This window comes from Mycobacterium sp. SMC-4 (genome assembly GCF_050205565.1).
In the GTDB taxonomy this organism is placed as follows: domain Bacteria; phylum Actinomycetota; class Actinomycetes; order Mycobacteriales; family Mycobacteriaceae; genus Mycobacterium.
This window is the reverse complement of sequence record NZ_JBNMQU010000009.1, coordinates 31,459-56,482: the sequence shown is the minus strand read 5'-3', so window position 1 is coordinate 56,482 and position 25,024 is coordinate 31,459. Positions and strand designations below refer to the sequence as shown.

The following is a 25,024-nucleotide window of genomic DNA, read 5'->3' as shown; positions in this document are numbered from 1 at the left end:
CGGCGACGGTCAGGCGACGAGTGAGCGGTGTCCGACCGTTCGCGCGAGCTCGGTGTCGGTGCCGCGCACCGCCCGCTGACAGCGCGCCGCCAGCTCACGGCGGTCGCTTCCGGGCAGCTGCAACGACTCCACGCCGATGTGGCAGACGGTGCGGCGCGCGGTGAGCACTCGCCGTATCGAGGCCAGCAGCGAATCGTCACCCACGAATGCGGGAAGGGTGGACAACCGTCCGTCCCGATGGCGGTACGTCATGCGCAGCGGCTGCACCGGACGGCCCGCATCGATCGCGGCTTGGAACATCGCAGGACGGAAGCGCCCGTAGCCGAGCCCGCACCACGTGGTGCCCTCGGGGAACGCGACGACGGTGTGTCCGGCCCGCAGCCGGTCGGTGACCGCGGTGACCACCGCGGGTAGCCGACGCAGGCTGCCCCGGTCGATGGGGATGACCTTCATCAGCCGTACGACGGGACCCAGCGCGGGCCAGTCGACCAGGTCGGCGCGCGCGACGAACGATCCGGGCAGGACCGCGCCGATAGCGAAGATGTCCAGCCACGACACGTGGCCGCTGACCACCATCACTCCGCGTAGGTTGCGGATCGGCCCGCCGGACACCGCGATCCGCACGCCGAAGCTGCGCAGCATCAACCGGCAGTACGCTCGCTGCACATGCCACCGCCCGGGCAGCGGCAGTGCCAGCAGCCACACGAACGCGAACAGCACCGCGGCGGCGCAGATCCGCGTTCCGGTGCGCACCGCGACCCACCACCGTCGTCCCGGCCGGTCGGCACCCGCGGATACGCAGCTGGCGTCACAGGTGGCTCGCTGCAGCCAGGCGTGGTCGCTCTGCAATGTCATGACGCCGGCCCGTCCTCGCTGGTCGCGGCCGCCGCCCCGGCCGACCGCAGGCGACGCAGGTAGCGGACATCGGCGCGGCGCTTGTCGAGCAGCGCGGGGAAATCTCCGACACCGAAGACTGGATCGTGGGCCGGGTCGCCGCAGACCTGTGCCCCCAGACGCAGGTACCCCCGCAGTAGTGGCGGCACCGTCACGCGGGGCGGTGGGCTGATGTCGTCGAGCCCGTGCCCGTCGAGGACGACCGGATGGTGCGGCACGACGGTGTGGCAGGTCGGCGCGGCGTGCCGGCGGCGAACGAAGTCGCGGACGCCGCGCAGCTGGCTGCCTGGGGCCAGGGCGCCGGCCGGGTCGTGGACGGGGACCGAGACACACCCGGCGACGTAGTCGTAGCCGCAGCGGTCCAGGTACGCGAGGATCCCGGACCACATCAGCAGGACCACGGCGCCGTTGCGGTGCCCTGCGCGCACCACCGCGCGACCCATCTCCACCAGACCCGGTCGCAGCGGGTCGAGGCCGGAGACGTCGAACTCGGTGGCCATGTAGAGGCCGCCCGCGGCGATCGCGCCCGGCGGCGGCAGCATCCGGTAGCAGCCGACCAGCTCGCCGGTCGCGTCGTCGCGGACCAGCAGGTGATCGCAGAATTCGTCGAAGCGGTCCACGTCGCTGACGGTGTCCGGGGGCAGCGCGTACCCAGGCTCGGTGGAGAAGACGTCGTGACGCAGGCGCTGGGCCGCCTCGATGTCGTCGGGGTCGGCGCTCAGCAGCAGCGAGTAGCGTGGCGCGGCGGTCGGTGGCGCGGAACTGTCGGAGCGGATGAGGACAGAAGCGGTGCTCACGTCCAGCACGGTCGCGCAGCGGAGTCACGACGTGCTGTCGGCGCAGTGACGTGTCTGTGAGCGTCAGGTGACGAGTTGGTCGCCGCGTCCTGCCGAGCAGACGCAAAATCGCCCAATTCCCGGAGGAAAAGGGCGACTTTGCGTCTGGTGACGAGAGGAGTCGATCAGCCCTTGCGAGCCTTGACCGCCTCGGTCAGCTGCGGGGTGACCTTGAACAGGTCGCCCACGATGCCCAGGTCGGCGATCTCGAAGATCGGCGCCTCTTCGTCCTTGTTGACCGCGATGATGGTCTTGCTGGTCTGCATGCCGGCGCGGTGCTGGATCGCCCCGGAGATACCCAGCGCGATGTACAGCTGCGGCGACACGGTCTTACCGGTCTGGCCGACCTGGAACTGGCCCGGGTAGTAGCCGGAGTCGACCGCAGCACGGGACGCACCGACCGCGCCACCGAGCGAGTCGGCCAGCTCCTCGACGATCTTGAAGTTCTCCTCGCTGCCGACACCACGACCACCGGCGACGACGACAGTGGCTTCGGTCAGCTCGGGACGGTCACCGGCCACCGCGGGCTCCCGCGAAGTGATCTTCGTGGCGTTCTCGGCCTGCGCGGGCACCTCGACGGAAACGACCTCACCCGCACCGTCGGCCGGCTCGGCGTCGATGGCGCCGGCACGCACGGTGATGATCGGGGTGTCACCGACGGCCTCGGCCTCGACGGTGAAGGCACCGCCGAAGATCGAGTGGATGCCCTTGCCGCCCTCCTTGACCTCGATGACGTCGGAGAGCAGGCCGGAGCCGATGCGAGCAGCCAGCCGGCCCGCGATCTCCTTGCCGTCGGCGTTGGCAGCCAACAGCACCGCGGCCGGGGTGGCCGACTCGGCCAGCGAGGCCAACACGTCGACATACGGGGTGATCAGGTAGTTCTCCACGTCGTCGGACTCGGCGACGTAGATCTTGGCCGCACCGGCGGACTTCAGCCCGTCGGTGAGACCCTCGGCGGTGCCGGGCTTGCCGACCACGACGGCCGACGGCTCGCCCAGGACACGGGCGGCGGTGATCAGTTCTTGCGTGACTTTCTTCAGCGCACCTTCAGCGTGCTCGACGAGCACGAGTACTTCAGCCATGGGAATGTCTCTCGTTTCTCAGATAACGGGGAAGGAATGATCTGCTAGATGATCTTTTGACCGACCAGGTACTCGGCGATCTTGGTGCCGCCGTCGCCTTCGTCGGTGACCTTCTCGCCCGCGGTCTTGGGCGGCTTCGGGGTCGAGGCCAGCACCTTCGACCCGGCGTTGGCGACGCCGACCTCGTCGGCCTCGACGCCGATCTCGGCGAGCGTGAGCTTGGTGACTTCCTTCTTCTTGGCGGCCATGATGCCCTTGAAGGACGGGAAGCGCGGCTCGTTGATCTTCTCGTTGACGCTGACCACTGCCGGCAGCGACGCCTCGAGGGTGAACACACCGTCGTCGGTCTCGCGCTCGGCGACGACCTTGCCGTTCTCCACGGTCAGCTTGCGCACGTGGGTGAGCTGAGGCAGGCCCAGGTACTCGGCGATGATGGCCGGAACCGCACCGCCGGTGCCGTCGGTGGCCTCGTTACCGGCGATGACGAGTTCGGTGCCCTCGATGGTGCCCAGGGCGCGGGCCAGCGCCCAGCCGGTCTGGACCATGTCCGAGCCGTGCATGCCCTCGTCGACCAGGTGCACAGCCTTGTCCGCACCCATCGACAGCGCCTTGCGGATCGCCTCGGTGGCGCGCTCCGGTCCGGCCGTCAACACGGTGACCGTGCTGTCGCCGCCCTCGCGCTCCTTGATCAGCAGCGCTTCCTCAACGGCGCGCTCGTTGATCTCGTCGAGCACCGCGTCGGCGGCTTCCCGATCCAACGTGAAATCACCGTCGGACAGCTTGCGCTCGGACCAGGTGTCAGGGACCTGTTTGATCAGGACCACGATGTTCGTCATAGCTCTGGTTCGTCCTCCTCGAAGGGGCCGTTGTGCGGCCTGCCATACCACGCTTGAAGCAATCACCACCATGTTACCCGCTGGTAACTTGCGGCGGTTCGCCAGAACACCATAACTGGTCGGGTTCAGGTTTCCGTCAGCCCGTAGATGTGCGAACTATTCGTCATCGGACGGTTACGGGTTAGCCTGCCTTCCGATGAGCGCATCTGTTGCCAATGGCTCCCGCGGAGAACAGCCTGCCGAGGCCCCCATGGCCCTGACCGGCGAGCGGACCGTGCCCGGCATCGCCGAGGAGAACTACTGGTTCCGTCGCCACGAAGTGGTGTACCTGCGTCTGCTCGACCACTGCCGCGATCGCGACGTCCTGGAAGCCGGCTGCGGCGAAGGCTACGGAGCGGACCTGATCGCCGGCGTCGCGCGCACGGTGATCGGGTTGGACTACGACGAGTCGGCGGTCGCGCACGTGCGCGCCCGGTACCCCCGCGTGGACATGCGGCACGGCAACCTGGTGCAACTGCCGCTCGACGACGCCTCGGTCGACGTGGTGGTCAACTTCCAGGTGATCGAACACCTGTGGGATCAAGCGCAGTTCGTCGCCGAGTGCCGGCGCGTGCTGCGCCCGGGCGGCCTGCTGCTGATGTCGACCCCGAACCGCATCACCTTCTCCCCCGGCCGGGACACCCCGGTCAACCCGTTCCACACCCGAGAGCTCAACGCCGCGGAATTGAGCGAGCTGCTCGAATCTGCGGGCCTGACGGTGCAGTCGATGCTGGGGGTGTTCCACGGTCCAGGTCTGGCGGAACTCGACGCGCGCCATGGCGGTTCGATCATCGACGCCCAGATCGCCCGCGCTCTGGCCGATGCACCATGGCCTGCCGACCTGCTCGCCGATATCGCTGCGGTGAGCGTGGATGACTTCGATCTGGTGCCGGGTGGCCCCGACCGGAACATCGATGACAGCCTCGATCTGGTCGCGATCGCGGTGCGGCCGTGACGACGGCCGGCGACGCCCCGGTCCCGGGACTGTTCACGCTTGTCCTGCACACCCATCTGCCCTGGCTGGCGCATCACGGCCGGTGGCCGGTCGGCGAGGAATGGCTCTACCAGTCCTGGGCGGCGTGCTATCTGCCGCTGGTGCGGGTGCTGCGTTCGCTGGCCGCCGAGGACCGTACCCACCTGGTCAGCTTGGGTATCACCCCGGTCGTCGCCGCCCAGCTCGACGACCCGTACTGCCTGCAGGGCATGCACCACTGGCTGGCCAACTGGCAGCTGCGCGCGCTCGAGGCAGCCACCAGCCGCACCTCGACGGGAACCTCACCCGCCTCGGCTCCAGAAGCATTGCGACGCTTCGGAATTCGGGAACAGGCAGAGGCCGAGCGGGAACTGGCCGAGTTCGACGCGTGGTGGCGTCACGGCGGCAGCCCGGTGCTGCGGGAACTGATCGACGGCGAGGTCATCGAGTTGCTCGGCGGGCCGCTGGCCCATCCGTTCCAGCCCCTGTTGAACCCGCGACTGCGCGAATTCGCGCTGCGTGAAGGGCTGGCCGATGCAGGGCAACGCTTCGCCCATACGCCGCGCGGTATCTGGGCGCCCGAATGTGCCTACGCGCCGGGTATGGAGACCGACTACGCGGCGGCCGGCGTCGGCCACTTCATGGTCGATGGCCCGTCGCTGCACGGCGATACCGCCTTGGGCCGCCCGGTGGGCGATTCCGACGTCATCGCGTTCGGGCGCGACCTGCAGGTCAGTTACCGCGTGTGGTCCCCGAAGTCGGGTTACCCCGGCCATGCGGCCTACCGGGATTTCCACACCTACGACCACGCCACCGGACTGAAACCCGCACGGGTGACGGGTCGCAATGTCCCCTCCGAGGAGAAGGCGCCGTACGACCCGCAGCGCGCCGACGCGGCCATCGACGGTCACGTCGCCGACTTCGTCGACACGGTGCGCAACCGCCTGCGATCCGAAAGTGAGCGCATCGGCCGTCCCGCGCACGTGGTCGCTGCATTCGACACCGAGTTGTTCGGCCACTGGTGGCATGAGGGCCCGGAATGGCTGGGGCGAGTACTGCGGGCGTTGCCCGCCGCCGGAGTGCGCGTCGGCACACTGGCCGACGCAGTGGACGGGGGCTACCTCGGCGGACCGGTGGACCTGCCGCCGAGCTCGTGGGGGTCGGGCAAGGACTGGCAGGTGTGGGCCGGTGAGAAGGTCGCCGACCTCGTGCAGCTGAACAACGAAGTCGTCGATACCGCATTGACATCGGTGGACAAGGCACTCGCCCAGGCGGTTTCGGGGGGCGCGCCGGCACCCAGGAACTTCGTGGCCGACCAGATCCTGCGCGAGACACTGCTGACGGTCTCCAGCGATTGGCCGTTCATGGTCAGCAAGGACTCCGCGGCCGAGTACGCGCGCTACCGCGCGCACCTGCACGCCCACGCGACCCGGGAGATCGCCGACGCGGCCGCCGCCGGTCGCCATGACCATGCGCAGCGGCTCGCGGCGGCGTGGAACCGGGCCGACGGGTTGTTCGGGGCCCTCGATGCACGCAGGCTGCCACCCGCATGAGACTCAAGATCCTGCTGGTCTCCTGGGAATATCCGCCGGTCGTGATCGGCGGTCTGGGTCGCCACGTGCATCACCTGGCCACCGAGCTGGCTGCGGCCGGGCACGATGTCGTGGTCCTGAGCCGCCGCCCCACGGGCACCGACCCGATGTCACACCCCACCGCCGACGACGTGAACGACGGCGTCCGTGTGATCGCCGCCGCCGAGGACCCGCACGAGTTCACGTTCGGCACCGACATGATGGCCTGGACGCTGGCGATGGGCCACGCCATGGTCCGCGCCGGTCTCGGACTGCGCGATTGGCGGCCCGACGTGGTGCACGCCCATGACTGGCTGGTCGCCCACCCGGCCGTCACGCTGGCCGAATTCTTCGATGTGCCACTGGTTTCCACCATCCATGCCACCGAAGCCGGGCGGCATTCGGGCTGGGTGTCCGGTCCGGTGAGCCGACAGGTGCACGCACTGGAATCCTGGCTGGTCCGCGACTCCGACTCGTTGATCACCTGCTCGGCGTCCATGCGCGATGAGATCACCGCGCTGTTCGGGCCCGAGCTGTCCGAGATCGCGGTCATCCGCAACGGAATCGACGTCCACGGTTGGCCGTTCGCGCCGCGACGCGCACGCACCGGACCGGCCGAACTGCTGTACTTCGGCCGCCTCGAGTACGAGAAGGGTGTGCACGACGCGATCGCCGCGCTGCCCCGCATCCGGCGTACCCATCCCGGCACCACGTTGACCGTCGCCGGCGACGGCACCCAACTCAAATTCCTGCAGGAGCAGGCCCGCAAGCACCGCGTTCTCAAGGCGACGACGTTCATCGGCCGCCTGGAACATTCCGAACTGCTCGATCTGCTGCACCGTGCCGACGCCGCGGTGTTGCCCTCGCTGTACGAACCGTTCGGCATCGTCGCGCTGGAAGCCGCGGCCTCCGGACTGCCGCTGGTCACCTCGTCGGCCGGTGGGCTCGGCGAAGCCGTCATCGACGGGGTGACCGGACTGTCTCATGCGCCCGGCGACGTGGCGGGACTGACCGACGCGGTACGCGCGGTGCTCGACGCGCCCGAAGCCGCCCAGCTGCGCGCCGTCGCCGCCAGGGAGCGGCTCACCGCCGAATTCGCCTGGCACACCGTCGCGGCCGAGACAGCCCAGGTCTACCTGGCCGCCAAGCGCGCAGAACGCCGCCCGCAGCCTCGCCGGCCCATCGCCGAGCGCCCGCTGCCCGGACGGTGACGCGCGGGGCCGATCGCCTCGCGCAGGCCCCACAGGCTCCGAGAGAATCTCGGCCGCAGCGACGCGGACTGGGCTACCATCCGCGAAATGGAATCCACGGAGCAGCGCTCCATCGGACTCCTGCCGACGTCGCGAGTAGGCAAGTTCATCCCCCTGTCGCTACTGCTCGGTTGTGCACTCGCACTTCGCATGTGGAGAATCAGCGACAAGAACCTCGGGCTCGACGAATCGACGTCCTGGTTCCTCGCAACCGGCTCCGTACCGCATCTGCTGGCATGGACCGCAAACGATGTCCATCCACCGCTCTACTACTTGTTGCTCAAGGTGTGGCTATGGTGTTTCGGTGACTCGCTGACTGCACTGCGGACTCTGTCGGTGACCGGCAGCGTGGTCGCGCTCTACTTGCTGTACCGGCTGATCGACGACGCCATGCCGCGCCCCGTCTGTTACGCGGTTCTGCTGTGGTCGGCGTTGTCGCCGTTGGCGCTGGACCAGGCGCAGGAAACGCGGATGTACCCGTGGGCGACGGCAGCCGTACTCGCAGCGTGTGTCTCATACCGACGATGGGTCGATACCGGCGGCGTCCGCCCCTCGGCGCTGTTGCTGTACGGCGTCTCGGTGACGACCGCGCTTTACCTCCACTACTACACCGCCCTGGCGATCACCGCGATCTGGCTGCATTTCATCATCGCCGGCGCACGGCAAACGAGGCCGGAGCGGACGTCCGCAGCGTGGAAGGCCTGGATCGTCGCGCACGTCGGCGTGGCACTCGCCTACGCACCGTGGATTCCCACCGCCATAGCTCAGGTCGGGCGCGGACAGGCTGCCCGGCCACCGGTCACCATCGGCGAAGTGCCCGACCATGCGCGACTCCTGATCAAAGGACTCATGTTCGGTGACCGGTCGATGCCCGACTTGCTTTCGTGGCAAGGAGTGTTCGCTGTCGGCTTGCTCACTGCAGGCGCAGTATGCCTGCTATGGGTGATCGTCCGCCTGCGTGATGAGCAGGACATGTTCTTCGCATGCGTCGCCTACCTGCCTCCGTTACCCGCAATCCTGCTGCTGCCGCTGTCGGGCGCATTGGAGCTGTGGTGGTACCTGCCCGGCTCCAGCCTGTTGATGGTCGCCGCGGCCGCCCGGGGCCTGAGCAGGATCGGCGTCGGCCCCAGCGCGGTTGTCGGCCTGCTCTGTGCGGGCACACTGGCTTTGCTGCCCTCGGTGTTCGCCTACTACTCGGCGGCCGACAGAGACTCCGATGTCGGACCCGTCGTCGCGTACCTGCTCGCCCACGCTCGCTCTGGCGTCGAAGGTGCGTCCGACCCCGTGTACGTCAAACCGATCTACCTCGAAACCAAGATCAACTACTACGCCCGAGACGCTTTGTCGTTGATGGCCGTGCCTCGCGACGCGGACCTCGCCTCGCTCGGCCTCGACCGATCATCCGGACGAGATGGAGCCTGGCTGATCGTGGACATGCACTCGCAGTCGCCGAAGTTGGCCGAGGTTGCCGAAGACGCGCGGCTTCATCCAGTCGAAGTACCGGGCAACAATCCCAAAAGAGTGCAGCTCTTCCGATTACCGACTGATTGAACGCACCATCTCGGACGGATCGTCAGCGCTGGATTGGACGGATCGTCAGCGCTCGGCCTTCTTCCGTTCGATGTCCGCCAACGCCGCCGCCAGTTCGGCCCGCTGGGCCGCCGACGTCTCCCACGACAGCTTGCGGTTCTTGACCACCTTGGCCGGCGCGCCGACGGCGATCGAGTAGTCCGGGATCTCACCGCGCACCACGGCGTGCGAGCCCAGCACGCAGCCGCGGCCGATCGAGGTGTTGCGCAGCACACTGACCTTCACCCCGACCCAGGTGTCCGGCCCGATGCGCACCGGTCCCTTGACGATGCCCTGGTCTTTGATCGGCAGCTCGATGCTGTCCATCTTGTGGTCGAAGTCGCAGATGTAGCACCAGTCGGCCATCAGCACCGAGTCACCGAGCTCGATGTCGAGGTAGGTGTTGATGACGTTGTCCCGACCCAACACCACCTTGTCGCCGATCCGCAGCGACCCTTCGTGGCAGCGGATGGTGTTCTTGTCGCCGATGTGCACCCACCGGCCGATCTCCATCTGCGACAGCTCCGGGGTGGCCTGGATCTCGACGTCCTTGCCGAGGAACACCATGCCGCGGGTGATGATGTGCGGGTTGGCCAGCTTGAACTTCAGCAGCCGCCAGTAGCGAACCAGGTACCACGGCGTGTAGGCACGGTTGCTGATCACCCATCTCAGCGAGTCCCGGGTGAGGAATTTCGCCTGCCGCGGATCCCGGAGACGCGAGCCCCGCCAACGCTTGTGCAGCGGCGCTCCCCACATCGTCGTCATGGCCGCAAAGCCTACGCGAGAGCAGGCACCCCGAACGGTTACCCTCACGTGGGCTCGAAAACGACGCGGGACGCCGCGTCGAGGACGTGAGAAGGGATCCCGTGCTCCGGCGAATCATCGTGGTGGCTGCGGCGGTGCTGGTCGCCGGAACCGTCGCCAGCTGCGGTAGCACCGATTCCTGGGTCGAGGCCAAGGCCGCTGACGGCTGGGCCGCGCAGTATGCCGACGCCGCCAACAGCAGCCACTCCCCCGTCGACGGGGCCGACCGGCTACGGCTGGAATGGATGCGCTCGGTCAAAGGCGAACTGGGAGCCCAGATCGCGCTCGGGTCCGGCAACCAGCTGGCGGTCAACGCCCAGAGTGCGGCCGGCTGCTCACTGATGGTCTGGGAGGTCGACAACCGTGCCCGTCAGCGCTGGTGCACCCGCCTCGTGCAGGGCGGTGCGACGTCCAGCCCGCTGCTCGACGGCGTCGACAACCTCTACATCGGCCAGCCGGGCGCGGTGCTGTCGTTTCCGACGACACAGTGGATCCGGTGGCGCCGGCCGGTGATCGGGATGCCGACCACCATCCGTGTGCTCGACCCGGGCCGGCTGCTGGTGGTCACCCACCTGGGCCAGGTCCTGGTGTTCGACGCGCACCGCGGCACTGTGGTCGGCACCGCCCTGGATCTGGTCGCCGGGGTGGACCCGACCGATTCCGAACGTGGTCTCGCCGACTGCCTACCGGCCCGAAGCGGTTGCCCGGTCGCCGCGGCACCCGCGTTCTCCGAGGCGTCGCGCATGGTGGTGCTCTCGCTGTGGGAGCCGGGCGCCGACGCGCCGGTGCTCGTCGGACTGCGGTACCGGCCCGGGCAGAGTCCGCTGCTGGCACGGGAATGGACGAGCGACGCGGTGGGTGGAGGTCCGTTGGGCAGCCCGGTGATGTCCGCCGACGGCGACACGGTCTACGTCAACGGCCGCGACAACCGTCTGTGGGCGCTCAACAGCGACAACGGCAGCGCGAAGTGGTCGGTCCCGCTGAACTACCTGGCCCAGACGCCGCCCTCGGTGGGCCCCGACGGACTGATCGTCGCCGGTGGCGGGCCGGGCGCCCGATTGACCGCCGTGCGCGACAACGGCGACGAGGCCGAGATCGTCTGGAACCGCGACGACGTGGAGCCACTGACCACCACCAGCATCGCCGGTGTCGGCTATGTCGTGGTTCGCGACGGTGACGGCATGGGCCTGGCTACCGTCGACCTCGGTGACGGCCGCACCGTCGACACCTACCCGCTGCCCAACGCCGGCGGTTGGCCCGTCGGCGTCTCGATAGCTCACGACCGGCGCGTCGTCACCGCCACCAGCGACGGCCGGGTTTACGGATTCGCGCCGGCGTGACCGCCGGAACACAGACGAGGGGACGCACGTGACGGAATTCCTCAGCGCGGTCAACGACCTCGTGTGGCACGAGACCCTGGTCTACCTCTGTTTGGCTGCGGGCGTCTATTTCTCCATCAGATCGCGATTCGTACAAGTTCGGCAGATCCCCGAGATGGTGCGCTTGATGCTCAAAGGTGAGAAATCGCCGTCGGGCGTCTCGAGCTTCCAGGCCCTGACCATGTCACTGGCCGGCCGGGTCGGCACCGGCAACATCGCCGGCGTGGCGACCGCGATCGCGTTCGGCGGCCCCGGTGCGCTGTTCTGGATGTGGACGGTCGCGTTCCTCGGTGCGTCGACCTCGTTCGTGGAGTGCACGCTCGGCCAGATCTACAAGGACCGCGACAAGCTCACCGGCGAGTACCGCGGCGGGCCGGCCTACTACTTCAGCACCGCGCTGTCCCACACGGCGGCAGCCGGCGCGATGAAGGTGTACGGCTACGTCTTCGCGGCAGTCACGCTGGTCGCGATGGGTCTGCTGTTACCCGGTGTGCAGTCCAATTCGATGGCGTCATCGATGAATTCGGCGTGGGGCGTCTCGAAGTGGTGGGTCGCGATCGGCATCGTAATCCTGTTGGCGTTCGTCATCATCGGGGGTGTCAAGCGGATCGCGACGTTCGCGTCGATCGTGGTGCCGTTCATGGCGGTCGCCTACATCGTCCTCGCGCTCGTCGTCGTGCTGATGAACGCCGAGGAGATCCCGGCGATTCTCTCGCTGATCTTCTCCAGCGCGTTCGGCCTCGACGCCGCGTTCGGCGCGATCATCGGGGCGGCGGTGATGTGGGGCGTCAAACGTGGCATCTACTCCAATGAGGCCGGCCAGGGCACCGGTCCTCACCCCGCGGCCGCCGCCGAGGTGTCCCACCCTGCCAAGCAGGGCCTGGTGCAGGCATTCGCCGTCTACGTCGACACGCTGTTCGTCTGCTCGGCCACCGGCTTCCTGATCCTGTCGACCGGCGCCTACCGGGTGTTCGAGGGTGAGAGCGCCGACGGCGCGGTGATCTACGAAGGCGGCGACATCCTGGCCGCCGACGCCGAAGTCGGTCCGGAGTTCGCCCAGGTGGGTTTCGACACTCTGTGGAGTGGCGCGGGTTCCAGTTTCATCGCGATCTCGCTGGCGTTCTTCTGTCTGACCACGATCATCGCCTACTACTACATGGCCGAGACGAATCTGCGGTTCCTGCTGGGCAGGGCGGCCACTGTCGAAATCCCCGGTATCAGGAGCAGTGTCGGCTCCGCCGCCACGATGGTGCTGCAGACACTGATCCTGGTGGCGGTCACGGTCGGCGCTGTGTCGACCGCCTCGGAGGCGTGGACGCTCGGGGACATCGGGGTCGGACTGATGGCCTGGCTGAACATCATCGGCATCCTGATCCTGCAGGGGCCTGCCTACAAGGCGCTGTGGGATTACGAGCGGCAGAAGAAGCAGGGGCTCGACCCGGTGTTCGACCCGTTCGCCCTCGGCATCAGGAACGCCACCTTCTGGGAGAACTACGATCCCGCCGGGGCAGGGACGGGGCGTCGACCGCTACGGGCTGACGGCCGGTTCGACGACGAGTAGGTCGGCGATCTCCGAGCGCGGTACACGGGCCTGCAACGCCCCGCCGGCGCCCGCCATCACCTCGCCCTGACCGAAGAAGAAGATCACCTCGTCGTCGGTCAGCGCGAACTCCTGGTATTTGGCGGGGTCGAGGCCGTCGGCCGGGGTGATCGGCGAGTCGACGCCCAGCTGACGCGACACCTCGGACTGCACGATCGGGAAGATCTCTTCCAGCGGCTCGGTGCCCGGCTTGAACAGGGTGTCGAACGTGATCGGCGCCTCTTTGGCGACGTCCCAGTTGAACGATTTGTACCAGGTCTGCGGATGCGCGCCGCCGACGTTCTCGTACACCTCGAACACGACGCTTCGGGTGCCTGCGTCCTCGGGGCCGCTGCGGTAACCGGTGCCCCTGCCGTCGAGCACGTACGGCAGGTTCCACGCTGTGGGCACACCGGCGACGTTGACGAATCCGTCCCGGGTCTGGGTCAGGTAGGCGGCCAGGGCCTGCTGATCGGGATAGTCGACGGGGAACGTGAAGTCCACCCGGTACGTGGGTGCCTCCATGTGCACCCGGCAGATCTGGTCGGCGTCCACGACACCGCCCAGCTCCGGGCACGCCGGCTGGGCCGCGGCGGCCGGAGCGGCCACCCACCCCGTTGCGATACCGGCGGCCACCAAAGCAGTGGCGACAATGCGCATTGACGTCCTCACGATCGGCGCCGCACGGACTTCGGCGCACTTGTGGTCAGGGTACGGCAGGGCTCAACGTGACGGACGGCATATGAATGCTGTTGCCCGGCTTGCCGCTTTCGCGCCCAGCCGGGTGATCACCACCGACGCCCGCTCCGGGCCGCGCAACCGAAGTCGCGGACGCAGCGCGTCGGGGTCGATGTCGACGCCGCGAACCAAGATCTCCACGACGCCCACGCGCCGCGCCGCAAGGGCTTGCCGGAGTCGCCGTTCGTGCAGCGGAAGCTGCTCGAGCACCTCGAAACCGCGCACTCCGTCGGGCAGTTCATCGCCGGACAGGTATGCGATCTCCGGGTCGATCTGCCACAGGCCGTGGCGAGCCCCGTAGTGGCGCACCAGCCCGGCGCGCACCACCGCTCCGTCGGGGTCGACGAGCCATCGGCCGGCCGGCGCCACGCCGCAGTCGTCGGGTTCGGTGTCGGTGAGCTGTTCGCCGGTGTCGAGCAGTGTTGCTCGCCGCCGTACCCCTGCCCCGGCGAGGCCACGCGACCACAGGCAGGCTTCCCGGACACTGCCGCCGAGCGAGGTCACCTCGACCTCCCCGTCGAAGCCCATGGCCTCCACCGCGGCGAAATCGATTCCGGGAGCGCACTTGACCACGTGGTCGCGCCCGTTCAACACCGCGAGCAGGTCGTCGAGCGGCGGTGCGTAGGCGCGTGGATCGAAGCGACGTCCCGCCGCGTCGCGACGTGCCGGGTCGACCACCATGACGGCGTCGGCGGTGACAGGCCGCAGCGCGTCGGCGCGGCATAAGCCGACATCTGGCCCCAGATTGTGGCGGGCCATCGCCAGCCGGACCGCATCGAGGTCGGATCCCACCACATGGGCGGCGCAATCCCGCAGCGCGGCAAGCTCAGTGCCGATCGAGCAGGTGGCGTCGTGGACGGTCCGGCCGGCCAGACGACGGGCACGGTGCGCCGCGACCGCGGCCGCGGTCGCCTGTTGCAGGGCAGTGTCGGTGAACAGCCACTCCGCCGAGCCCGGCAGCTTGGCCATCGCTTTGCGGCGCAGCCGCACGGTCTCGACCAGGACGGTCACTCGGTCACCGAAAGCCCTTCGCAGCGAAGCGATGTCAGCGATCAGAGTGGAACTGGTCAGGGCATGACCGGCGACCTGGGCCAGCGCCGCGCGGCCCTCGTCGCTGCCGAGGTAGCGCACATCGTCGAGGGTGAACTCTACGACGGCTTGACCCCGGTGATCATGACGTTGTAGAACCAGCCCTTCGGAACCACCCGGCGCCAGACGTTGGCGTCCACCCACGACAGCGTGGTCCAGCTGTTGAACGCGAACTTCGCCCAGCCCCAACCCAATCGGCCCGGGGGTACCGCGGCCTCGAAGGTACGGACCGGCCAACCGAGCATCGCGGCGGTGAATTCCTCACTGGCCGTGCGCACCTCGACCGCACCGGCGTTGGTCGCCATCCGCTCGAGGTCGGCAGGATCGAAGGTGTGCAGGTCCACGACGGCTTCCAAGGCGGCGGCGCGCGAGGATTCGTCGAGTTCGGCCTGCGGTCGGCGCCAGTCGGAGAACATCGGCAGCTTGGTGACGTTGGTCGCGATGTGCCACGTCAAAGTCGACAGCTCACGGGCGTACCGGTTGCCCACTGTGGTCGGCTCGCCGGCGAACACGAACCGTCCGCCCGGCTTGAGCACGCGGACCACTTCCCGCAGCGACAACTCGACGTCGGGGATGTGGTGCAGCACCGCGTGTCCGACCACCAGGTCGAAGGTGTTGTCCTCGTAGGGGATGCCCTCGGCGTCGGCGACCCGGCCGTCGACGTCCAGACCCAGTGACTGCCCGTTGCGGGTGGCGACCTTGACCATGCCCGGGGACAGGTCGGTCACCGAGCCGCGCCGCGCGACACCGGCTTGAATCAGGTTGAGCAGGAAGAACCCGGTGCCGCAGCCGAGCTCGAGGGCCCGGTCGTAGGGCAGTTCACGTTGTACGGCCTCGGGCACCGCGGCGTCGAACCGTCCGCGGGCATAGTCCACACATCGCTGGTCGTAGGAGATCGACCACTTGTCGTCGTAGGTCTCGGCTTCCCAATCGTGGTACAGCACCTGGGCCAGCTTCGAGTCGTGCATCGCGGCCTCGACCTGTTCCTGGGTGGCGTGCGGGTTCGGAGCCGGGACGGCGACATCAGGGTAGGCGCCGGTTTCCTTCGTTTCCGTCATGAAGGGCAGCCTAACGTCCGCTGCCGGATCGGCCGTCGGCGAGCAGGTCCTCGGAGGTGAAGGCGGCCTTGGCGGTCGCCAGTACCGGCGACGGATACTCCAGGAGGCGGGCCGCCCAGGCCACCGCGGCGTCGTACACGGTGTCCGGGGCCACCAGCTCGTCGACCAGTCCGAGCGCGAGCGCTTCTCGGGCGTCGACGAACCGCCCGCTGAACACCAGGTCCTTGGCCTTGCTGCGTCCGATGGTCTCGGCCAGCCGCCGGCTGCCCGCTGCGGCGGGGGCCAGGCCGGCCAGGATCTCGGTGGCGCCGAACCGTGCGTTGTCGCCGCTGACGCGCCAGTCCGCGGCCAGGGCGAGTGCAAGCCCGGCCCCGAGGGCGTAGCCGGTGATGGCCGCCACCGTCGGCTTGGCCAGCGCGGTGAGCGCGTCGACGGCCCGCTGGCGCACCTGGGCGGCGGTCGCGGCCTCCTCGGCGTTCAAGGTTTGCAGCTCGGGCATGTCGTCGCCGGCGGAGAAGATCTCGTGGCCGCCGAACACGACGACGGCGCGGACGTCGTCGCGCTCCTGGAGTTCGGCCACCGCGTCGGTGATCTCCCGGTACACCTGCCGGGTGAGCGCATTGGTGGGTGGCCGGGACAGCAGCAGCGTGGCCAGGCCGGCGGGCAGGTCACCCGAGGCGGGCACCACACTGACGAACTCGGTCACGCGAGCGGAGCCCCGTCGGTGTAGCCCTGCGGCGCACGACGGTTGCGGGCCTGGTTGTAGCGCTCGCTGTTGAAGAACTCGATCTCCCAGTTACCGTTCTTCTCCGCGGCCAGGGACGGCTCGATCGCGACGATCTGCCGTTCGACGGCGAGCACCTCGGCGACGGTGCGACCGTTGAGAGCATCCAGCTGGGTCCAGGTCGGCGGCAGCAGGAAGCTGCGCCCGTCGGCGAAGTCGTCCAGCGCGGCCTGTGGGGTGACCCAGCCGGCCTCGTCGGTTTCGGTGTTGTCGCCGTCGGCGCGCTGCCCCCGAGGTAGTGCACCGACGAAGAAGTAGGTGTCGTAGCGACGGGTGCGCTCCTCCTTGGGGGTCACCCAGTTGGCCCACGGCCGCAGCAGGTCGGCGCGCAGGACCAGCTTCTCGGAGCGCAGGAATTCGCCGAAGGACAGCGACTTGTTCTCCAGCGCCGCACGCTGGTCGCGGTAGACCGACGCGTCGTCGACCAGCAGATCGGGATCGTCGGCCGACCCGGCGAACAGCACCCCGGACTCCTCGAACGTCTCCCGCGCGGCCGCGCACACCAGCGCTTCGGCCAGCTCGGCGTCGATGCCGAACCGCTGGGCCCACCAGTTCCGGTCCGGCCCGTGCCAGGCGACGTCCGCGTTGCGGTCCCGGTCGTCGACGCCGCCGCCGGGGAACACCATCACCCCGGCAACGAAGTCCATTGCCGAGTGGCGGCGCATCAGGAACACCTCGAGGCCGTCGGGGGAGCCGGTGGTTTCGTCGCGAATGAGCATCACGGTCGCGGCGGGCCGCGGGACAAGCGGGGCGGCGGGCCGCGGGACAAGCGGGGCGGCGGGCCGCGGGACAAGCGGGGCTTCGGATGGGTCGGTCATGTGGCTCCTTCGGCCCTCAGGCCCGTCGTCTGTGCGCTGCGCGCGTGCGGGTACGGCGCGCGAAATAACGGCCGTCGATGAAATCCAGGGAGATGGACTGCCCGAAGGCCTGGGACAGGTTTTCGGCAGTCAGTACGTCACTGAGCAGGCCCGCGGCCACCACACCGCCTTCGGACAGGATCAGGCAGTGCGAGAAGCCGGGCGGGATCTCTTCGACGTGGTGGGTGACCAGCACCATCGCGGGTGCGTCGGGATCGTCGGCCAGGTCTGACAGCCGGGCCACCAGTTCCTCGCGGCCGCCCAGATCCAGGCCGGCGGCGGGCTCGTCGAGCAGTAGCAATTCCGGGTCGGTCATCAACGCGCGGGCGATCACGACGCGTTTGCGTTCGCCCTCCGACAGCGTGCCGTAGGTGCGTTCGGCAAGGTGTTCGGCGCCGACGCTCTCGAGCATGTCGAGCGCGCGGTGGTAGTCCATCTCCTCGTACTGTTCGCGCCAACGGCCCAGGACGGAATAACCCGCCGAGACCACGAGATCTCGTACCACCTCGTCGTCGGGCACGCGTTGCGCGAGCGCGGCGCTGCTCAGCCCGATGCGGGCGCGCAGCTCCGACATGTCGACGCGGCCGAGCCGCTCCCCCAGCACCCAGGCACTACCGGATGACGGGTGTTCCATCGCCGCGGCGATGCGCAGCAGCGACGTCTTGCCTGCGCCGTTCGGACCGAGGACGACCCAGCGCTCGTCGAGTTCCACCGACCACGTCACGGGACCGACCAGGAGCCTGCCGTTACGGCGCAGCGTGACCTCGGCGAAGTCGATCAGCAGGTCGGGGTCGGTGGTCTCTACCTCTTCTTCAGACTCCTCGACTGCCATTCGGCCATCGTAGCCAGCGGGTCGGGCCGCGGCGGTCGCGCCGTCGGCGGCGTCGGTGCGCACGAACAGAGAGGTTGGGACTGCGCACTTTTCATCGCGTCATACCGACGGCGACCAGGCAGCGACCCCGTTGACGATCACGCGGTCGGCCGCCGCGGCGGTGAGTCGGACCTGTTCGGCGTTCGGGTCGTCGACCGCGGCCACCCAGTCCCGCGCCTGCTGGGGTGTCTTTCCGAACTCGACGTGCCGGGCGATCAGCCGTTGCCGGCGCGTCTGGTCATCGACGGTGACGAACCACACGCTGTCCAGCGACAGCCGCGCGTCCGGCCATGGCGGGTCGGGATGCAACAGGTAGTTGCCCTCGGTGACCACCAGCCGCGCCGTGGGCGGAACGACGACGGCCGCGGCCAGCGGCTGTTCGAGACTGCGGTCGAATCCTGGTGCGTAGACATCGTTTTCGACATCGTGGCGAATACGGTTGAGCAGGTGCGCATAGCCGCGCGCATCGAAGGTCTCCGGCGCTCCCTTGCGATCGAGCAGTCCGAGCCGGCGCAACTGCGTGTCGGCGAGATGGAAGCCGTCCATCGGCACCAGAGCCACCGCGTCGGCGCCCCAATGCTGAGCGATGTGTCGACACAGCAGCGCGGCCAGCGTCGACTTCCCCGCACCCGGATTTCCGGTGATGCCGAGGATGGCCCGTCGCCCGCCACACAGCGCCATGGCGTCAGCTGCCAGTGCAGCCACCGTCGCCGGACTGGTCTGCCCGCCCCCGCTTTGTCGGCTCATCGTGGACCCCATCATCGGCGTCGGGACGCCGGGAATCCACCGAGGGCTCAGGAGTGGTCGGGGAAGTGCATGCGGATGGCGTCGAGTTCACTGCGGACGCGACGGGCGTCCGGGTCGTACTCGTGGCTCGTACCGTCCATCGACGGTAGGTAATACAAGTCGGCCAGGCGCTGGCCCAGCCGTGACATCCAGTTCCTCATGTGGCCATGTTCTGCGGCAACTGGCTTGCTATTCAATAGCCAGTTGAAGCACACTGGCTCTCAATGACTACTGCAACGTCCAACCGCTTGCTCGATGTGGACCTCGTTGTACGCGAACTGGGCAACTGGCGGACATCCAGTCGTACCGGTCCGGCGTATCACGGGCTGGCCGATGCCATCCGTCTGCTGATCATCGACGGCCGGCTCCCGGTCGGTGCGCAGGTGCCCAGCGAGCGCGTCCTGGCCGAGGCGCTGCGCGTATCCCGAACCACGGTCACCGCGGCTTACACCCAGTTGCGCGAGGACGGCTACCTCAACGCACGCCGCGGCGCGCGCAGCACCACGGCGCTGCCGGTGACTCTGGGCAGCGTTCCCCCGCTGCCCGCGCCTCCCACCGCTGGACTGTCCGCCGCAGCACTGGCCGCACCGGCTCCCGCGGTGCTGAGGGCCTACGCCGAAGCCGCCCCCGAGATCACCCCGTACCTGCGCAGCATGGGCCACGAACTGATCGGCGTCGCACCGCTGCGCGAGGCGATCGCGGAGAAATACTGTCAACGCGGGCTGGCCACCGAACCCGACCAGGTGATGGTGACCACCGGCGCGTTGCACGCCATCGGCCTGATTCTGAAGACCTACACCCAACCCGGCGACCGGGTGCTCGTCGAACAGCCCACCTACCATGGCGCGCTGACGGCGATCGCCGCGTCCGGAACGCAGGCCGTCCCGGTGGCGATGACCGACGACGGTTGGGATCTGGACGCGATGCAGAACGTCATCGCCCAACTGGCCCCTCAACTGGCCTACCTGGTTCCCGACAACCACAATCCGACCGGCCATACCCTCGCCGGCGAGGACCGGCCCCGGCTGGCGAAGCTGATCGCCGATTCTCGGACGCGCACCATCGTCGACGAGACCATCGCCGACATCTGGCTCGACCGGCCCGTCCCCCGCCCGCTGGCCGCCGAGCTGACCGCGCACCGAGACCTGGTGCTGACCATCGGTTCGATGTCGAAGTCGTTCTGGGGTGGGCTGCGCATCGGCTGGATCCGCGCCGAGCGCAACACGATCGCGACGGTGGCTGCGTTGCGTCCGACCGTCGACATGGGTACCGCAATCCTCGAACAGCTCGCCGCGGCAAAGCTTTTGGCCATGACCGACGATGTCCTGCCGGAGCGGCGGGAGATGTTGCGGGCGCGGCGGCACTTCCTGCGCACGCTGCTGGCCGAACGGTTGCCCGAATGGCAGCCCGGCTCGGGCGCCGGCGGACTGTCGTTGTGGGTCCGTCTGCCGGCACCGATGAGCACGGCGTTGTCGGCGGCTGCGTCGCGTATCGGACTCGAATTGCCGGCGGGGCCCCGCTTCGGTGTGAACGGGGCGCTGGAGCGGTTCGTGCGGGTGCCCTACGCCCTGCCCGAGGAACAACTCGACGAGGCCGTCGCACTCCTGGCCACCGCCTGGCACAGCATCACCGGCGCGTCGCCGCCGGAGCCGGTCACCGTGGTGGTGTGACCGCGATTCGTCAGTCGGGGATCTCGACCCGACGCACCACGCCATCCGCCGCGTCGGCGGCCTCGATCTCCCCGCGCGTCACGCCCAGGATGAACAGCACCGTGTCCAGGTAGGGATGGCTCAGAGACGCGTTGGCGACTTCCCGCAGCGCCGGTTTGGCGTTGAACGCCACTCCCAGGCCCGCGGCGGACAACATGTCGATGTCGTTGGCGCCGTCGCCGACCGCCACGGTCTGCTCCATCGGCACGCCGGCCTGTTGGGCGAAATCGCGCAGCGCTTTGGCCTTGCCCGGCCGGTCGATGATCTCACCGATCACCCGGCCGGTCAGCTTGCCGTCGACCACTTCGAGCTCATTGGCGGCGACGAAGTCCATCATCAACTCGTGCGCGAGCGGCTCGATGACTTGCCGGAATCCTCCGGAGACGATGCCGCAGTGATAGCCGAGGCGGCGCAGCGTGCGCAGCGTCGTGCGCGCGCCCGGGGTCAGTTGGATCTGGTCGGCGACACGGTCGAGGACGTCGGCGGGCAGTCCGGCCAACGTGGCGACCCGCCGGTGCAGGGACTCGGCGAAGTCCAACTCGCCGCGCATGGCGGCCTCGGTGACCTCGGCAACGGCGGCTTCGGCGCCGGCGTGCGCAGCCAGCATCTCGATCACCTCGCCCTGGATCAGGGTGGAGTCCACGTCGAAGACGATGAGACGCTTGGCGCGCCGGGTCAGGCTGTAGTCCTCGATCGCGATGTCGACGCTTTCCTCAACGGCTACCCGGGCCATCACGCGCTGCAAGTCGGCGAACGCACCGGGAGGAACCGAAACCCGCAACTCCAGCCCGGTGACGGGGTAGTCGGACACACCGCGGATGAAGTCGATGTTGACGTCGAGTGCCGCGGCTTCTCGCGCCACGACGCCGAACGCGCCCGCGGTGATCGGACGGCCCAGCACCACGATCGTGTGCGTGGACGGGTCCTGCATCACGGGCAGCCCGTCGCTGCCCTCGATGCTGACCTCCAGGCCGGCACCGTGGATGGCGTCGCGAACCTCGTCCTGCAGCGCCGGTCCCGCGGCGACATCAGCCGGGGCGGCCACGAGCACGCCGAGCGTCAGCCGACCGCGGATGACGACCTGTTCGACGTTGAGCAGTTCGACCCGGTGCCGTGACAGCACCTCGAAGAGGGCCGACGTGACGCCCGGCTGATCACGGCCGGTGACCGTGATCAGCAGGGAGGAGCGGTTGCGCGCGGAGTTGCTGTCAGCCGACGCTTCGGATGCGCTCACCGTCGACGGGTCAGGTGCGGACGTTCTCGTCGTCGAGCCGCGTCACGTCGCCGTCCTCGGGGCCGTGGGCGCGACCGACGTGGGCTTCACGGCGCATCCGGTCGATCATGTGCGGATAGTGCAGCTCGAACGCCGGACGCTCCGAACGGATCCGCGGCAGCTCGTAGAAGTTGTGCCGCGGCGGCGGGCAGCTGGTCGCCCACTCCAGGGAGTTGCCGTAGCCCCAGGGATCGTCCACGGTGACCGGCTCGCCGTAGCGCCAGCTCTTGAACACGTTCCACACGAACGGCAGCGTCGACAGGCCCAGGATGAACGCACCGATGGTGGACACGATGTTCAGGGTGGTGAACCCGTCGGTGGGCAGGTAGTCGGCGTAACGGCGCGGCATGCCCTCGTCACCGAGCCAGTGCTGCACCAGGAAGGTCGCATGGAACCCGATGAAGGTCAGCCAGAAGTGCAGCTTGCCCATGCGCTCGTCGAGCATCCGGCCGGTCATCTTCGGGAACCAGAAGTAGATCCCGGCGTAGGTGGCGAACACGATGGTGCCGAACAGCACGTAGTGGAAGTGCGCGATGACGAAGTAGCTGTCGGTGACGTGGAAGTCCAGCGGCGGGCTGGCCAGCAGCACGCCCGACAGGCCACCGAGCAGGAAGGTCGCCAGGAAGCCGACCGAGAACAGCATCGGTGTCTCGAAGGTCAGCTGCCCCTTCCACATCGTGCCGATCCAGTTGAAGAACTTGATACCGGTGGGCACCGCGATCAGGAACGTCATGAAGCTGAAGAACGGCAACAGCACCGCGCCGGTGGCGTACATGTGGTGCGCCCACACCGCGATGGACAGCGCGGCGATGCCGAGCGTGGCGTAGATCAGCGTAGTGTACCCGAAGATCGGCTTGCGGGAGAACACCGGGAAGATCTCGCTGACGATCCCGAAGAACGGCAGCGCGATGATGTACACCTCGGGGTGACCGAAGAACCAGAACAGGTGCTGCCACAGCAGCACACCGCCGTTGGCCGGGTCGTAGACGTGCGCCCCCAACTGGCGGTCGGCGGCCAGGCCGAGCAGCGCGGCGGTCAGGATCGGGAAGGCGATCAGCACCAGGATCGACGTCACCAGGATGTTCCAGGTGAAGATCGGCATCCGGAACATCGTCATACCGGGCGCGCGCATGCACACGCAGGTGGTGATCATGTTGACCGCGCCCAGGATGGTGCCCAGGCCGGCGACGGCCAGGCCCATGATCCACAGGTCGCCGCCCGCACCCGGGGAGTGCACCGCGTTGCTCAGGGGCGCGTAACCGGTCCAGCCGAAGTCCGCGGCGCCGCCGGGGGTGATGAAGCCGGCCATGGTGATCAGGGCGCCGAACAGGAACAGCCAGTAGGAGAACGCGTTCAGCCGCGGGAACGCCACGTCCGGGGCGCCGATCTGCAGCGGCAACACCAGGTTGGCGAAACCGAACACGACCGGGGTGGCGTAGAACAGCAGCATCACCGTGCCGTGCATGGTGAACAGCTGGTTGTACTGCTCGTTGGACAGGAACTGCAGGCCCGGCACCGCGAGTTCGGTGCGGATGAACAGCGCCATCAGGCCGCCGATGAAGAAGAACACGAAGCACGTGACGACGTACATGATGCCGATCAACTTGTGATCGGTGGTCGTGATCATCTTGTAGATCAGATTGCCCTTGGGGCCGAGTCGCGTCGGGAACGGACGCCGTGCCTCGAGTTCACCGATTGGGGGCGCTTCGGCTACCAACAGGTCCTCCAACCTTTCGTGCGCTCCGCCTTCGCGGAGCACGTCGCCGGGAGTCCCGGCCTCCTACATCGCCTACGAATCCTAGCCGTTGTTTCTACGCCTCGATTGGGCGGTCCTACAAACCGTCGTACACACCGGGCGGAAGGCGGTGCGAGGCGAGCTGACCAGCAGCTACGGGCTGATGTTACCGTCGGCGACGTGTTCGGGACCGCATCGCCCACCAGCTGTAAGCACGCCCGGCCTGCGCGGTCATGGGCGCTTGCCGCGGCGGTGGCGATCGCCGTGACGAGTGGTTGCGGAACCGGTGAGGATCCGGTCACCGCCGGGCCGGACGGTTCAATAGTGACGAGCACCACACGCATCGCCGACGCCGGCGTGCTCGGCAACGAGCGCCGGCCCGACGAGTCGTGCGCGGCCGACCCCGCCCCGCTCGACGACGGTCCACCGGAGCGGGAGGTCCGCAACGCCGCGGTGCACGGCGTCTCCCCTCCCCTACCGGAGACGACGCGGGTCGCCGCGGATCCGCAGCGCATCGTCGCGCTGTCCGGTGACCAACTCGACGCGCTGTGCGCGCTCGGGCTGCAGTCCCGCATTGTCGCGGCGGCGTTGCCGGACGGGTCCGACGAGCAACCGTCATATCTGGGAACGGTTGTTCATCAAGTCGCCCCGGCCGGACACCGCGACCAACCGGACCTCGACGCCATCCGCGCCGCCAACCCCGACCTGATTCTGGGCGCCGGGTCGCTGACGGCGCGCCAGTTCCCCGACCTTTCCGACATCGCTCCGACCGTTCTGGGCGGCCCGCCCGGGGCGGCGTGGAAAGACAACCTGCGCACCGTCGGCGCCGCGGTCGGCCGGCAAGGTGCCGCCAACCGTCTCATCGAGGACTTCGAACGCGACGCGGCCCGGACCGGCACCGACAACGACGGGACGCATTTCCAGGCGTCTGTGGTGCAATTCACCGACACCACCTTGCGGGTGTTCGGGATCGACAACTTCCCGGGTACCGTGCTTGCCGACGTCGGCGTGGATCGTCCTGTGACACAACGGTTCCGCGACAAGCCCTTCATCGAGGTCAACCTGGACGACGGATCGGATCTGTCGATAGCCGACGGCGACATCATCTATGTGTCGTTCGCCACTGCCGAGGCCAAGGACCGCGCCACTGAGGTGATGCGCGGCGACGCGTGGAAACGCTTGTCCGCCAACCGGGATGACCGCGTTTTCGCCGTCAACAACGAGGTGTGGCAGACCGGCGCCGGTATCGTGGCCGCGCGCGGCATGCTGGCCGACCTACGGTGGATCAACGCTCCCATCAACTGAATTCCTG

At 68.4% G+C, this 25,024-nt stretch carries 23 protein-coding genes; 8 read left to right on the top strand and 15 right to left on the bottom strand.

Translation table 11 applies throughout. The annotated features are described in order from the left end of the window. Positions 1-9 precede the first annotated feature (9 nt). From ACQI46_RS16685 to ACQI46_RS16670, 4 genes are all read right to left on the bottom strand, one after another. Positions 10-855, bottom strand: a complete 846-nt coding sequence (locus ACQI46_RS16685) for a lysophospholipid acyltransferase family protein (RefSeq protein WP_427095137.1) — start codon at positions 853-855, stop codon at positions 10-12. Further along, the gene (locus tag ACQI46_RS16680; protein ID WP_427095136.1) at positions 852-1,691 is read right to left on the bottom strand and encodes a GNAT family N-acetyltransferase; all 840 of its coding nucleotides are present in this window, start codon (positions 1,689-1,691) and stop codon (positions 852-854) included. Before ACQI46_RS16680 ends, ACQI46_RS16685 begins: the two co-directional genes overlap by 4 nt. A 164-nt stretch (positions 1,692-1,855) precedes the next feature. Continuing rightward, positions 1,856-2,812: an electron transfer flavoprotein subunit alpha/FixB family protein gene (locus tag ACQI46_RS16675; protein WP_427095135.1), complete on the bottom strand. Its 957-nt coding sequence runs from the start codon at positions 2,810-2,812 to the stop codon at positions 1,856-1,858. A 44-nt stretch (positions 2,813-2,856) separates the two neighbouring features. Then, a complete protein-coding gene (locus ACQI46_RS16670) occupies positions 2,857-3,648 on the bottom strand; it encodes an electron transfer flavoprotein subunit beta/FixA family protein (RefSeq protein ID WP_427095134.1) in 792 nt (263 codons plus the stop codon). A 196-nt stretch (positions 3,649-3,844) separates the two neighbouring features. Between ACQI46_RS16670 and ACQI46_RS16665 the strand changes: the two genes are divergently transcribed. From ACQI46_RS16665 to ACQI46_RS16650, 4 genes are all read left to right on the top strand, one after another. Then, positions 3,845-4,642: a class I SAM-dependent methyltransferase gene (locus ACQI46_RS16665; protein ID WP_427095133.1), complete on the top strand. Its 798-nt coding sequence runs from the start codon at positions 3,845-3,847 to the stop codon at positions 4,640-4,642. Continuing rightward, entirely contained in the window at positions 4,639-6,213 is a 1,575-nt protein-coding gene (locus ACQI46_RS16660) for a 1,4-alpha-glucan branching protein domain-containing protein (RefSeq protein WP_427095132.1), read from the top strand. The genes ACQI46_RS16665 and ACQI46_RS16660 overlap by 4 nt, the downstream gene beginning before the upstream one ends. Then, the gene (locus ACQI46_RS16655) at positions 6,210-7,442 is read left to right on the top strand and encodes a glycosyltransferase family 4 protein (RefSeq protein ID WP_427095131.1); all 1,233 of its coding nucleotides are present in this window, start codon (positions 6,210-6,212) and stop codon (positions 7,440-7,442) included. Before ACQI46_RS16660 ends, ACQI46_RS16655 begins: the two co-directional genes overlap by 4 nt. An 87-nt stretch (positions 7,443-7,529) precedes the next feature. Beyond that, positions 7,530-9,032, top strand: coding sequence for a glycosyltransferase family 39 protein (locus tag ACQI46_RS16650; RefSeq protein WP_427095130.1), 1,503 nt, complete (start codon positions 7,530-7,532; stop codon positions 9,030-9,032). Between the two features lie 45 nt (positions 9,033-9,077). Here ACQI46_RS16650 and ACQI46_RS16645 read toward each other — a convergent pair whose 3' ends face one another. Beyond that, positions 9,078-9,815, bottom strand: a complete 738-nt coding sequence (locus ACQI46_RS16645; protein WP_427095129.1) for an acyltransferase — start codon at positions 9,813-9,815, stop codon at positions 9,078-9,080. A 101-nt stretch (positions 9,816-9,916) separates the two neighbouring features. On the opposite strand from ACQI46_RS16645, the gene ACQI46_RS16640 reads away from it, so the two are divergent. Continuing rightward, the gene (locus ACQI46_RS16640) at positions 9,917-11,194 is read left to right on the top strand and encodes a PQQ-binding-like beta-propeller repeat protein (RefSeq protein ID WP_427095128.1); all 1,278 of its coding nucleotides are present in this window, start codon (positions 9,917-9,919) and stop codon (positions 11,192-11,194) included. Between the two features lie 28 nt (positions 11,195-11,222). Beyond that, positions 11,223-12,794, top strand: coding sequence for an alanine/glycine:cation symporter family protein (locus ACQI46_RS16635; RefSeq protein WP_427095127.1), 1,572 nt, complete (start codon positions 11,223-11,225; stop codon positions 12,792-12,794). On the opposite strand, the gene ACQI46_RS16630 is transcribed toward ACQI46_RS16635, so the two are convergent. The 8 genes from ACQI46_RS16630 to ACQI46_RS16595 all read right to left on the bottom strand — a co-directional run bounded on the left by ACQI46_RS16630 (position 12,762) and on the right by ACQI46_RS16595 (position 19,156). Beyond that, positions 12,762-13,472: an esterase gene (locus ACQI46_RS16630; RefSeq protein ID WP_427095126.1), complete on the bottom strand. Its 711-nt coding sequence runs from the start codon at positions 13,470-13,472 to the stop codon at positions 12,762-12,764. The two genes, ACQI46_RS16635 and ACQI46_RS16630, sit on opposite strands and share 33 nt — an antisense overlap. A 63-nt stretch (positions 13,473-13,535) precedes the next feature. Next, the gene (locus ACQI46_RS16625; protein ID WP_427095330.1) at positions 13,536-14,741 is read right to left on the bottom strand and encodes a THUMP-like domain-containing protein; all 1,206 of its coding nucleotides are present in this window, start codon (positions 14,739-14,741) and stop codon (positions 13,536-13,538) included. Next, positions 14,699-15,697, bottom strand: coding sequence for a class I SAM-dependent methyltransferase (locus ACQI46_RS16620; protein WP_427095125.1), 999 nt, complete (start codon positions 15,695-15,697; stop codon positions 14,699-14,701). The genes ACQI46_RS16625 and ACQI46_RS16620 overlap by 43 nt, the downstream gene beginning before the upstream one ends. Positions 15,698-15,707: 10 nt before the next feature. Continuing rightward, on the bottom strand, positions 15,708-16,403 hold the full coding sequence (locus ACQI46_RS16615; protein WP_427095124.1) for an enoyl-CoA hydratase: 696 nt from the start codon (positions 16,401-16,403) through the stop codon (positions 15,708-15,710). Continuing rightward, on the bottom strand, positions 16,400-17,200 hold the full coding sequence (locus tag ACQI46_RS16610; protein ID WP_427095329.1) for an NUDIX hydrolase: 801 nt from the start codon (positions 17,198-17,200) through the stop codon (positions 16,400-16,402). The genes ACQI46_RS16615 and ACQI46_RS16610 overlap by 4 nt, the downstream gene beginning before the upstream one ends. Before the next feature lie 115 nt (positions 17,201-17,315). After that, complete coding sequence (locus tag ACQI46_RS16605; RefSeq protein ID WP_427095123.1) at positions 17,316-18,170, bottom strand: ABC transporter ATP-binding protein; 855 nt, start codon at positions 18,168-18,170, stop codon at positions 17,316-17,318. A 99-nt stretch (positions 18,171-18,269) separates the two neighbouring features. Next, positions 18,270-18,956: a nucleoside/nucleotide kinase family protein gene (locus ACQI46_RS16600; RefSeq protein ID WP_427095122.1), complete on the bottom strand. Its 687-nt coding sequence runs from the start codon at positions 18,954-18,956 to the stop codon at positions 18,270-18,272. Between the two features lie 47 nt (positions 18,957-19,003). Next, entirely contained in the window at positions 19,004-19,156 is a 153-nt protein-coding gene (locus tag ACQI46_RS16595) for a hypothetical protein (RefSeq protein ID WP_427095121.1), read from the bottom strand. Between the two features lie 63 nt (positions 19,157-19,219). Here ACQI46_RS16595 and ACQI46_RS16590 point away from each other — a divergent pair, with 63 nt between their 5' ends. Continuing rightward, entirely contained in the window at positions 19,220-20,665 is a 1,446-nt protein-coding gene (locus ACQI46_RS16590) for a PLP-dependent aminotransferase family protein (protein WP_427095120.1), read from the top strand. A gap of 10 nt (positions 20,666-20,675) precedes the next feature. Here the strand turns inward: ACQI46_RS16590 and serB are convergent, their stop codons facing one another. Both serB and ctaD read right to left on the bottom strand, forming a co-directional pair. Next, complete coding sequence (gene serB, locus ACQI46_RS16585) at positions 20,676-21,938, bottom strand: phosphoserine phosphatase SerB (protein ID WP_427095119.1); 1,263 nt, start codon at positions 21,936-21,938, stop codon at positions 20,676-20,678. 10 nt (positions 21,939-21,948) lie between these two features. Then, positions 21,949-23,694 carry a cytochrome c oxidase subunit I gene (gene ctaD, locus ACQI46_RS16580; RefSeq protein ID WP_427095328.1) on the bottom strand — a complete coding sequence of 582 codons (1,746 nt, stop codon included), beginning with the start codon at positions 23,692-23,694 and terminating at the stop codon, positions 21,949-21,951. A gap of 198 nt (positions 23,695-23,892) precedes the next feature. Between ctaD and ACQI46_RS16575 the strand changes: the two genes are divergently transcribed. After that, positions 23,893-25,017, top strand: a complete 1,125-nt coding sequence (locus tag ACQI46_RS16575; RefSeq protein WP_427095118.1) for an iron-siderophore ABC transporter substrate-binding protein — start codon at positions 23,893-23,895, stop codon at positions 25,015-25,017. The last annotated feature ends 7 nt before the right edge of the window (positions 25,018-25,024 follow it).

Excerpts from the sequence above, each read along its gene's own strand:
- ACQI46_RS16685 (WP_427095137.1), bottom strand. The coding sequence starts at position 855 with ATGACATTGCAGAGCGACCACGCCTGGCTGCAGCGAGCCACCTGTGAC.
- ACQI46_RS16675 (WP_427095135.1), bottom strand. The coding sequence starts at position 2,812 with ATGGCTGAAGTACTCGTGCTCGTCGAGCACGCTGAAGGTGCGCTGAAG.
- ACQI46_RS16670 (WP_427095134.1), bottom strand. The coding sequence starts at position 3,648 with ATGACGAACATCGTGGTCCTGATCAAACAGGTCCCTGACACCTGGTCC.
- ACQI46_RS16665 (WP_427095133.1), top strand. The coding sequence starts at position 3,845 with ATGAGCGCATCTGTTGCCAATGGCTCCCGCGGAGAACAGCCTGCCGAG.
- ACQI46_RS16655 (WP_427095131.1), top strand. The coding sequence starts at position 6,210 with ATGAGACTCAAGATCCTGCTGGTCTCCTGGGAATATCCGCCGGTCGTG.
- ACQI46_RS16650 (WP_427095130.1), top strand. The coding sequence starts at position 7,530 with ATGGAATCCACGGAGCAGCGCTCCATCGGACTCCTGCCGACGTCGCGA.
- ACQI46_RS16645 (WP_427095129.1), bottom strand. The coding sequence starts at position 9,815 with ATGACGACGATGTGGGGAGCGCCGCTGCACAAGCGTTGGCGGGGCTCG.
- ACQI46_RS16630 (WP_427095126.1), bottom strand. The coding sequence starts at position 13,472 with ATGCGCATTGTCGCCACTGCTTTGGTGGCCGCCGGTATCGCAACGGGG.
- ACQI46_RS16620 (WP_427095125.1), bottom strand. The coding sequence starts at position 15,697 with ATGACGGAAACGAAGGAAACCGGCGCCTACCCTGATGTCGCCGTCCCG.
- ACQI46_RS16610 (WP_427095329.1), bottom strand. The coding sequence starts at position 17,200 with ATGCTCATTCGCGACGAAACCACCGGCTCCCCCGACGGCCTCGAGGTG.
- ACQI46_RS16605 (WP_427095123.1), bottom strand. The coding sequence starts at position 18,170 with ATGGCAGTCGAGGAGTCTGAAGAAGAGGTAGAGACCACCGACCCCGAC.
- ACQI46_RS16600 (WP_427095122.1), bottom strand. The coding sequence starts at position 18,956 with ATGAGCCGACAAAGCGGGGGCGGGCAGACCAGTCCGGCGACGGTGGCT.
- ACQI46_RS16595 (WP_427095121.1), bottom strand. The coding sequence starts at position 19,156 with ATGAGGAACTGGATGTCACGGCTGGGCCAGCGCCTGGCCGACTTGTAT.
- ACQI46_RS16590 (WP_427095120.1), top strand. The coding sequence starts at position 19,220 with ATGACTACTGCAACGTCCAACCGCTTGCTCGATGTGGACCTCGTTGTA.